This is a genomic window from Bradyrhizobium sp. WSM2254 (assembly GCF_000472645.1).
Classification (GTDB): domain Bacteria; phylum Pseudomonadota; class Alphaproteobacteria; order Rhizobiales; family Xanthobacteraceae; genus Bradyrhizobium; species Bradyrhizobium niftali.
In genome coordinates this window covers 56,818-65,649 of record NZ_AXAB01000002.1, presented here as the reverse complement: position 1 = coordinate 65,649, position 8,832 = coordinate 56,818, and the positions used below count along the sequence as shown (strand labels likewise).

Sequence of the window (8,832 nt, the reverse complement as noted above, 5' to 3'; positions counted from 1 at the left end):
ACCGCGATAGACACCGCCGTGATAAACACCGGCGCGACCAACCCCAACGCCTCTTCGATACGCGAAGGCGTCAGTCGAAACAGTCACGATGCAGGCGATTCCAATAATGGCGGATGCGGTAAGCGAAGCGATGGTTCGGCGCGACATGACCACTCTCCTTCCTGGACTGGAACGGTTCGTCAGCGTAATTCGCCAATGCGCGGGTTTGTTGATTTAGAACAATGCGGGCCCTTGCGATCTCGCTGCCGAGTTCATGACGGGACAGTGAAGCTGTCACGCTTACCACCATAGGCATCAGCGGGAGCCACACCGATTTCGGCTATGTACCTGACGTGCGCGACGCAAGGCTCAACCCCGTACGACCCGCTCCCCACAAGACCCATGCCAAGAAAAAGCAACAGCCTCCTCCCTCGCCTTCGCGGCCTCCGGCGAAGCGCCCGTTGGGTGCGAAGGACGTTCGCGCGAGCGCCGCGCATGGTTCGGATCGCGGGCGGCGTTTTGATCCTGCTTGCGGCCGTCGCGCTTCTGAACATCGTCTATCAATTGATCCGCAAGCCGACCGAGCTGTTCGTTCTCGTCGGCAACACCCTCGACAAGGAGCCGGCCGAGACCTGGCGGCAATACGGGCCGCTGTTCCGCAAGCATTCCACGGCGACGATCACGCCCGAATTGCTGGCCGCGCTGGCGCAGGTCGAGAGTTCTGGCAATCCGGTGGCGCGCACCTATTGGCGCTGGCGGTGGAGCTTCAATCCGCTGGCGATCTACCGGCCCGCCTCCAGCGCCGTCGGCCTCTTCCAGATGACCGATCCGGCCCTGGCTGAAGCCGCACGGTTCTGTGTCCGCGGCAACGCCGTCACCGAGACCGGATGCGGGTCTGCCTTCCTCTACATCCGCGCGATCCCGAGCCACGCCATCGAGCTGGCATCGGTGTATCTGGACCGCCAGGTGGCCATGGTTCTCAGCCTCGCGGGCGATGTGAAGGCCAATGCGCAGCAGAAGCAGGATCTGGCCGCCTTCATCCATCTCTGCGGCGCCGGTCCCGCCACGGCCTATGCGCGCCGCAAGTTTCAGATGATATCAGGGGAGCGCTGCGGCGATCACCTCGTCGCGGGCTATGTCGCCAGGGTCAACGCGATGAAGCGGCAGTTTCTGCGGCTGGCGGCGGAGGACGGTAGTTAGCCAACGAGCGTAGCCCGGATGAGCGAAGCGACATCCGGGGAATACTTCGGCAACAACGTCCCGGATATCGCTTCGCTCATCCGGGCTACAGGCGCCAATCAGTCCCGCGTCCGCCAGTGGCCTTCACCACCAGTACGGCCACCGCCAGCCCTCGTAGCGAACATATGACGGCACCAGCGGCGGGCCGAAGGGATCGACCCGGTCGTCTTCAGGGCGATAACGATATCGTGGAACGACATTGTAATCCCACGGCGTTGGCCTGAGCACCGGCGCCGTGACGACAAGCCTCTCCTGTGGTGCACGAACGTGCGCCGTTCGCGGTCGGGCTTCAGCACCCGAGATCCCCAGGTTGCACAGCACCAGCGCCGTTCCGAGAGCGCATGCGAGCGTCATTTTCTTCATGCGTTGGCCTCCTTGCGAAGAGAGTGCAAAAGGACTCAAGGCAAGGCAAGCTAATTCAGCGCATGACAGGTTTTGCCGGGGCCCAACCTATCCGACGTTCGAGCCGTTGGGTCCCGTCGGTGCCTGGACTTCAGTCCCCTCCAGACTTCAGTACCCTTGCTTTGTGCCCGAGCCGGTGGTCGGCCTCGTGCTCGCGCCGGTTGTCTGACCTGGAGCGGCGTTCGACGCGCCGGGGCTGGTGGTCTTGCTGGCGGTCTTGGAGGCCTTCGCGTGGCGCATCGCGTGATGCTTCTTATGTCCAGGCGCGTAGCTGGAAGCGCCCGGCTCGCCCTTCTTGGACCCCATTTGCTGCATCTCCTGACCTGGCGCCTTGCTCGACGCACCCTGAGCAAACACGGCGGGTGCTGTCGCCATGAGAGCGGCAGCAGAGAGCGCAATGATCTTTGCTTTCATGTCGTCCTCCTGAATATGCCCTCCAATGCAACGAAATGAACCAACGCCCGTTCCCCTGAACGATCGTTCATAGTGACAGCAGTCCTGCTCAACCCATCCCCTTTCGGCGCCGCCGCGGGATGATGGGTCTTCCGATGCGGATCATGCCGCGAGACAAAACCGGATCACGACTGTTCGATCAGCATCGGTGAGCCGAGCTCTTCGAAATGAAAGAGTTGAAAGACCCGCTGGCCGTTGAAGTCGAGCACTCTCAAATCATCGGTTTCGTGCAGATTGCTTTCGACCGCGTGAAAGTGCCCGCCATAGCGCTCCCTGGCGAGCGACAAGGGAACGTCGAACGCGACGAACTTGCCGATGCCTTTTTGCCTGAGCATCCCAAGCAGCTTTTGGTCGTTCAGGGACTGGTGCGAGGTGAGAACGAGCAGCGGGCCGCTCGCCGTGAGCAGCAGAAGCGATTTCATCGGATCCTCCTTTGCGCCCCGCCCTACCTGATCTTCGCCAGGCACTCCTTCAGGCGCTCCAGCTCCGTACGAACCTGCGCCTCCATGGCGTCTTGCAATGCGAGTATGCCCCTGCTGGACAATTCTGCTGAGGCCTTTTTGTCCAGATTCTGCTTCCAATCCCGGATGCCCTGCCTGGTCGCCCTTTGAGCCTCCGACGTCGTCTTGACGTACTCCTTCATGCAGGCGTCGGCCATTGAGCATGTCTGGCACTCCTGGGCGGCGGCCGGACTTGAAAGGAGCAGGGCGAGTATCGCGGTAGGAACCCTCATGGCGCTTCCTCCCGCGACAGCATAGCACGTCGCAGGGATGCCTGGGGGTGCAGCGCCCGGCTGTTTCAGCCGCCGCTGCCCGCCATAATTTCTCCTTCGCACGCGCGTTGTGTTGGACAAAGGTGAGGCCTATCCTTCCGACGATCGGACTGCCGCACTCCCATTAACGCCCGACTGGATGGAGCGCGCATCGGTGCCTGACGCGAACGAGCCCAAGCCTGATATCCAAAAGCCTGATTCTCAGAAGCCTGATGCCCACAAGCCGGGCGAGGTCCGCGCCGATGGCGGGCTGGCGCGGGCCTACGACCAGATCAAGAGCGCAGAGGAAGACCTGGCGCGGCTGGACCGGCTGGTTTCCGGAATGGAACACGGCAGCGAAAGCCCGCGGACCTCGCAAGCAAGCGTCAGTGCGCCGGCAGCCGAGCCTCCCAGGGACACGGCGCCCTATAGCAAGGTTCGCGATCAAGGCCTGAAGGGAGATCGGACCATGCTGCGTGCTTTGGTTGGCCTCGTGCTGGCGATCGGCGTTCTCGGCGCCGCCTTCGCTTCGCAATATCGCGATGAAGCCAAGTCGATCAGCAAGTCGATCATGGCGCGATGGGCTCCGCCGGCCAGTCAGCCCACGCAAGCGTCCGCGGTCGAAAGTCCTGCGCAGCCGCCGGCACTCCACCTGGCTGCCGCGGATGGGCCAAGTCCGGTGCCCGCACCGCCGCCCGGCAAGGAAGCGCAAAGCGCTCCAACACCTGGTGCTTCAACACCTGGCGCTCCAAGTCCTGGCGCTCCAAGTCCTGGCGCCACACCGCCTGACCAGTCATCGTCCGATCTTGCGCAGTCGCTCAAGACCATCACGAACGAGCTTGCGAGCATCAGCGGAAAGCTCGAGCAACTGAAAAGCCGCAACGAGCAGTCGCTGCGCGAGCAGGCCGACACCATTCAACAGCTCAAGACGGCGCGGGAGAAGGATGCGGCGGACAATGCGCGCCTCGCCGCGCAGGTCCAGGCGCTGCAAACGCAACTGACGGCTTCATCCGCGCCTGCATCCGCGAAACCCGTCGTGCGGAGCGTGACGAGCAACGAGACGGCGGCGCCTGCACGGCCGCACGTGCGAGCGGCCGCACCTCGGAGGCCAAGGCCGCCGCGAGGCCCCTGGATGCCGCCGCCCTATATGGGCGACCCCTACGGCGATCCGGATTGGTAAGCCGTTAGCGAGTGAGTGTAGCCGGGCTCGCAGGACAGGAGAGCGCAAGCGCCCAACCCATCCTGCGAACGAGGTTCTACGCCCCCCTCACCGGACCTCGCACACCGACACCTTGGCTGCGATACCGGTCAGCTCGAGCTCTTCCGTCGCAAGCTCCTCATGGGAGGTCTCGCCGACCGAGACGTCCTTCATTCGACGCTGGACCTCTTCGCAGGTCTTGCGGACGTCTTCCGTGAAGAGCGCGCATTCCTCGATGCGCCTGAAGATCTTCCGTCCTTCTTCACGATACCCCGCCGCCGTTTCGCGCATGAAGGCAATGGCATCGTGGACCTGCGCCGTCAGCGCCTCGCATTTTTGCGCGGCGTCGATCAACTCGGCGCCCATGGCCTCGATCTCTTTTGCAGCGGATTCATAGTCGCGAACGACCGCCTCCGCACTGAGCGCGCCGACGCGCGTGACCCCCTCGGTATGCTCGACGTAATCAGGTAGAGCAATTGAAGCGATCGAGCTTCCCGTGCGAACCGATGCAATGTCCGCCTCGAGCTGGACCAAGTTCACACCTTCCCGTCTGCGCAATTGTTCAACACTTGCCATGATCGTCCCTCCCAATACATGACCCCGAACCCCAAACGGCGCCCAGTGTATTCCGTGGGTAAGCGGCGTCCTAACCCGATATGTCGTTGACAGCCTCAGCTCTGCCATTTTTTGCCAATTGCCGGCGCCGCACGCAGCGATGAGGGATGTCATCAGTGTTCAACCTCCCCTAGTTGCGGCTCGCGGAGATGATAGGTATCGCAAGAACCCGCCCATCCTGCAGCAAATGAGAGCAAGCCCATGACGACAGTGCACCGGATCGCCGCTTTCTCGGACGGCAACACCGGCGGCAATCCCGCCGGCGTCTGGATCGGCGACGCAATGCCGGATGCATCGCGGATGCAGGCGATCGCGGCGGAGGTCGGCTTCTCCGAGACGGCCTTTGCGGCGCCCGAAGGCGACGCCTGGCGCGTCCGGTACTTCTCGCCCGCGATGGAGGTGCCGTTCTGCGGCCACGCGACGATCGCCCTGGGGCGCGGCCCTTGCGCACCGGCATGGCGACCGCAGCTTCGAGCTGCATCTGAACGATGCCGTCATTTCCGTGTCGGGCCGCCGCGACGGCAACACCATTGCGGCGGCGCTGCAATCGCCGCCGACGCGCAGTGCGCCGCTCGAGCCCAGGCTGCGGGATGCGCTGCTGGACCTGTTCGGCTACGCGACCTCCGATCTCGACCCCAAAATTCCCCCTGCGAAAATTCACGGCGGCGCCGATCATGCCGTGCTTGCGCTGACATCGCGCGCGGCGCTCGCGCGCATGGCCTATGATTTCGAGCGGGGCCGCTCCCTCATGGAGAAAGCGGGTCTCGTCACCGTCGCGCTCGTGACCGTGGCGGCGCCGCGACTGTTCGATGTCCGCAACGCCTTTGCCGCCGGCGGTGTCGTCGAGGATCCCGCGACGGGTGCGGCCGCCGCGGCGTTTGCAGGATACTGCGCGACATCGGCTGGCCGCATGGCGGCGGCATCAACATCGTCCAGGGCGAGGACATGGGCGCGCGGTCGCTGATCCGCGCGGAAATCGGCGCGGCCAAAGGCAGCTCGATCCGGGTCTCGGGGACGGCGCGCTTCATGGATGCGTGAGGCATGGCCTGGCGCGTAGCCCCGCACCCGCCCATCATGCCACCATACCCCTGTTTTGCCCGACGGGTCAAATTCACTTCGGTATTTCGGAACCATTGAAATCCATGGCGATTTCTACTGTGCATGGGGTTGTTTTCGACATTTTTGTTGGGCGCGCGCTCAATCGCCTCTCAGGCTCAGGATGTCGTTCGACAGCGCGTCGGCCTGCGGATAGGCTCAACGCGCTCTGCACATCACCCTCTGGAAGGATCACCATGAACGGCAACCGCTTTTACGGCGTCCGCGTCGAGGGCGCCAAATACGGCGTCGGCTTCGGCTCGGCGCTCGCCATCGCGATCTCCTACACCAACAACCATTCGATCCTGTGGGCGATCATCCACGGCATCCTGGGCTGGCTCTACGTGATCTTCGCCGCGCTGTTTCGGTGACATCGCACCGGCAAGCAACCGCCTGCCCGCGCAAGCCCCAGCTTTCCCTTGCATTCCCCTGCTCCGTCCCTACGGTGCGCCGCGCAACGCCACCCGAGACGAGACCTGCCATGCCCGACGCCGTGAAATGCCCGAACTGCCAGTCCGAGCACGCCTATCAGGACCGCGGTCTCTGGGTCTGTCCGGAATGCGCCCATGAATGGAGCGCTGCGGCCGGCAGCTCGGCGGATGCGCCGCAGGACGCAAGCGTGCGCGATGCCCATGGCAATGTGCTGACTGATGGCGACAGCGTCATCGTGATGAAGGACCTCAAGGTCAAGGGCTCCTCCTCGGTCGTCAAGGGCGGCACCAAGGTCCGCAACATCCGCCTCCAGGACGCCACCGACGGCCACAACATCGCCTGCAAGATCGACGGCATCGGCGCGATGAACTTGAAGTCGGAGTTCGTGAAGAAGGCGTAGCGCTACGCGCCCATCAACGCGTCATATCCCGTCGCGCTGAACGCCAGCAGACAAAACCCGTGTCCGAATGGATCGGCCAGCATCGCGATCCGCCCATACGGCGCATCGCGCGCGGGCGCTTCGAGCGCGGCACCGGCGCGCAGCGCGCGCTCGACGGCGGCATCGACATCGTCAACGACGACGTCGACATGCAGCGGCGTCCAGTGCCGGTCGTAGCGGCGGCGATCGCTGCCTGCACCCAACGTGCCGGCCTGCTTGGTCAGCAGGTAAACCGGCGCCGGCCAGCCCAGGAGCTCGACGAAATCGCTGCCGAAGCGGCGGCCGACCGTCAGACCGAACGCGGCGGTGTAGAAGGTCGTGGCGGCGGCGACGTCGGGGACGTCGATGTTGAGGAGGAAGGTCATGGCGGGCTCGTCAAGTTGCGGGGTGCCCGGGAGCGTAGCCGGGATGAAGCGTCGCGCAATCCGGGATAGTGCCGCACATCCCGCCCCGGATTTCGCTTGCACTCCATCCGGGCGACGCAGATGCGTTCACCGCTGCCTTTGCGCCAGATAAAACCCGCACAGCACCGTCACGAGGCCCGCCGTCTGCAACATCGTCGGCGCCTCGCCGAGCAGGAGCCAGCCGGTGAGCAGCGTCAGTGCCGGCACGCAAGCGGGGAAGACTGCAGCGCGCGCGACGCCGAGGCGCTGGACGGAAACGGCAAAGAGATAGAGCGCGGCGGGACCTGCGAGCACGCCCTGCGCCAGCGCCTGGATCGCATTCTCGCTCACGCCGATCGCAGCGACGCGGGCGGGCCCGCCGGTCAGGAGATAGGCCGGCAGCAACAGCAGCGACAGCACGTTGATGACGAGCGCGGCCGAGACGGCGGAGACGCGCCAGTGACGCAGCAGCGCGCCGAAGCCTGCGAACATCAATCCGGTCAGCACGAAGATCAGATCGCCCTGCACGCCGTCGGCGCCGATATGGCCGATCGATTCGGCGCCGATCACGCCGAGACCGCCGACGATGACGATGGCACCGGCAATGCGCGAGGCGGAGATGTTCTCCTTGAGGAACATCGCAGCCAGCAGCAGGCCGCCGAGCGTAGCGGAGGACGGCTGGATCACGCTGCCGTGGCCGAGCGGCACGAACAGGAAGCCGGTGTAGGAGATCAGCGACATCACGGGGCCGCCAAGCACCATCAGCGCAAGGCCCCTGCCCCAGCCGATACCGCAGAGATCGGAGATCCCGGCGCGCAGTACCAGCGGCAGGAACACGATGCCCGACCAGACGTAGCGATGCACCAGCAGATCGACCGGCGTGAAGCCGACCTTCAGCCCGTGCCGCGTGCCGGCAAAGCCGAGCGCCCAGAACAGCGCCGCCGACAAGCCGCAGACGACGCCGAGAAGCGCCGGCGCCGCATCGTTCTTCTGAATGAGAGCGTCAGCGCCGCTCGTCCGCTGATCCATCGGCAAGCCTTATGTCAGCGCGCTCATCCGCTCAACCCACGCCATCGCAGGTCTGGCACGCGGCGGAGCGCGGAAGGCGATATCGATGTTCGAAAACATCCTGTGCATGGCCTGCGCGATGAAGCGCCCGATTTGCCGTGACCCGACCATGTGATCCGTGTGATCGAGCGCGACCGCGGTGGCTCGGACTCGGTCATCCCGCGAGCCTTTCTCCCGCACAGGCTTGCGCTATCATCGGGCCATGCTGAGCTTTGCGACCTGCAACGCCGCGCGCCTGCGCCGCTTCAACGCCGCGTTCGCCGAACTCTACGGCCGCCCGTCGTCAAGTTTGCGCGCGGTACGCGAGCGGAGACTCTCGTAGCCCGGATGAGCGCAGCGATATCCGGGACTCGTCTCGCCACCTCCCCGGATGTCGCTGCGCTCATCCGGGCTACAAATCCCGGCTATCAGAAAAACCCGGGGCTGAGATCGAGGCCGTAGGTCAGGCTCAGCACGAACACGAACAACGCGGCGGCCGCGAACAGCGCAAGATGCCTGATGATGAACTCACGCGGCGAGGTGCTGGCAACAACGACTTTTTGCGCAACGGGCATAAACGGCCTCCAGTATGATTGCAGAATTGGCCGCTCAATATGCGGCGCGCGCATCAGGCGCCGCGATCTCCGAAACAAGTATTAAGGAGATCACACGCGTCTTGAACGGCCATACACAACGAAGCCGTCGCGCGATTCTTTTGTCGCGCCGGCTTCTCGATCCGCGCACGCACGAGGAAATCGCGCAGGTTCCCGCAAGCAAAGAAAAAACCGCGCTCCTGTCC

General features: G+C 64.3%; 12 protein-coding genes and 1 pseudogene. 5 read left to right on the top strand and 8 right to left on the bottom strand.

Annotated elements, in window-relative coordinates; genetic code table 11:
- The first annotated feature begins 381 nt into the window (after positions 1–381).
- Entirely contained in the window at positions 382–1,179 is a 798-nt protein-coding gene (locus tag A3M7_RS0102815) for a transglycosylase SLT domain-containing protein (protein WP_027542556.1), read from the top strand.
- Positions 1,180–1,302: 123 nt separating this feature from the next.
- Here A3M7_RS0102815 and A3M7_RS46065 read toward each other — a convergent pair whose 3' ends face one another.
- The 4 genes from A3M7_RS46065 to A3M7_RS0102800 all read right to left on the bottom strand — a co-directional run bounded on the left by A3M7_RS46065 (position 1,303) and on the right by A3M7_RS0102800 (position 2,806).
- The gene (locus A3M7_RS46065; protein ID WP_025575658.1) at positions 1,303–1,581 is read right to left on the bottom strand and encodes a hypothetical protein; all 279 of its coding nucleotides are present in this window, start codon (positions 1,579–1,581) and stop codon (positions 1,303–1,305) included.
- Between the two features lie 147 nt (positions 1,582–1,728).
- A complete protein-coding gene (locus A3M7_RS0102810) occupies positions 1,729–2,034 on the bottom strand; it encodes a hypothetical protein (protein ID WP_027542555.1) in 306 nt (101 codons plus the stop codon).
- Positions 2,035–2,198: 164 nt separating this feature from the next.
- On the bottom strand, positions 2,199–2,540 hold the full coding sequence (locus tag A3M7_RS0102805) for a cytosolic protein (protein WP_245284190.1): 342 nt from the start codon (positions 2,538–2,540) through the stop codon (positions 2,199–2,201).
- Positions 2,519–2,806, bottom strand: a complete 288-nt coding sequence (locus A3M7_RS0102800) for a hypothetical protein (protein WP_027542553.1) — start codon at positions 2,804–2,806, stop codon at positions 2,519–2,521. The genes A3M7_RS0102805 and A3M7_RS0102800 overlap by 22 nt, the downstream gene beginning before the upstream one ends.
- A 178-nt stretch (positions 2,807–2,984) precedes the next feature.
- On the opposite strand from A3M7_RS0102800, the gene A3M7_RS0102795 reads away from it, so the two are divergent.
- Positions 2,985–4,004: a hypothetical protein gene (locus A3M7_RS0102795; RefSeq protein ID WP_027542552.1), complete on the top strand. Its 1,020-nt coding sequence runs from the start codon at positions 2,985–2,987 to the stop codon at positions 4,002–4,004.
- 87 nt (positions 4,005–4,091) lie between these two features.
- Here the strand turns inward: A3M7_RS0102795 and A3M7_RS0102790 are convergent, their stop codons facing one another.
- Positions 4,092–4,751, bottom strand: a complete 660-nt coding sequence (locus tag A3M7_RS0102790; RefSeq protein ID WP_245284189.1) for a hypothetical protein — start codon at positions 4,749–4,751, stop codon at positions 4,092–4,094.
- An 87-nt stretch (positions 4,752–4,838) separates the two neighbouring features.
- On the opposite strand from A3M7_RS0102790, the pseudogene A3M7_RS0102785 reads away from it, so the two are divergent.
- From A3M7_RS0102785 to A3M7_RS0102775, 3 genes and pseudogenes are all read left to right on the top strand, one after another.
- Positions 4,839–5,675: pseudogene (locus tag A3M7_RS0102785) on the top strand (PhzF family phenazine biosynthesis protein).
- Between the two features lie 254 nt (positions 5,676–5,929).
- Positions 5,930–6,103 (top strand): hypothetical protein, encoded by a 174-nt coding sequence (locus tag A3M7_RS49450; protein WP_198033686.1) that lies wholly within the window; start codon positions 5,930–5,932, stop codon positions 6,101–6,103.
- A 110-nt stretch (positions 6,104–6,213) separates the two neighbouring features.
- A complete protein-coding gene (locus A3M7_RS0102775; RefSeq protein ID WP_027542550.1) occupies positions 6,214–6,564 on the top strand; it encodes a zinc ribbon domain-containing protein YjdM in 351 nt (116 codons plus the stop codon).
- Between the two features lie 2 nt (positions 6,565–6,566).
- Here A3M7_RS0102775 and A3M7_RS0102770 read toward each other — a convergent pair whose 3' ends face one another.
- The 3 genes from A3M7_RS0102770 to A3M7_RS49445 form a co-directional block, all read right to left on the bottom strand.
- Positions 6,567–6,968 carry a VOC family protein gene (locus A3M7_RS0102770; protein WP_027542549.1) on the bottom strand — a complete coding sequence of 134 codons (402 nt, stop codon included), beginning with the start codon at positions 6,966–6,968 and terminating at the stop codon, positions 6,567–6,569.
- Between the two features lie 126 nt (positions 6,969–7,094).
- Positions 7,095–8,015, bottom strand: coding sequence for a DMT family transporter (locus A3M7_RS0102765; RefSeq protein ID WP_027542548.1), 921 nt, complete (start codon positions 8,013–8,015; stop codon positions 7,095–7,097).
- A gap of 446 nt (positions 8,016–8,461) precedes the next feature.
- Positions 8,462–8,608 (bottom strand): hypothetical protein, encoded by a 147-nt coding sequence (locus A3M7_RS49445; RefSeq protein WP_198033685.1) that lies wholly within the window; start codon positions 8,606–8,608, stop codon positions 8,462–8,464.
- Positions 8,609–8,832: the final 224 nt, after the last annotated feature.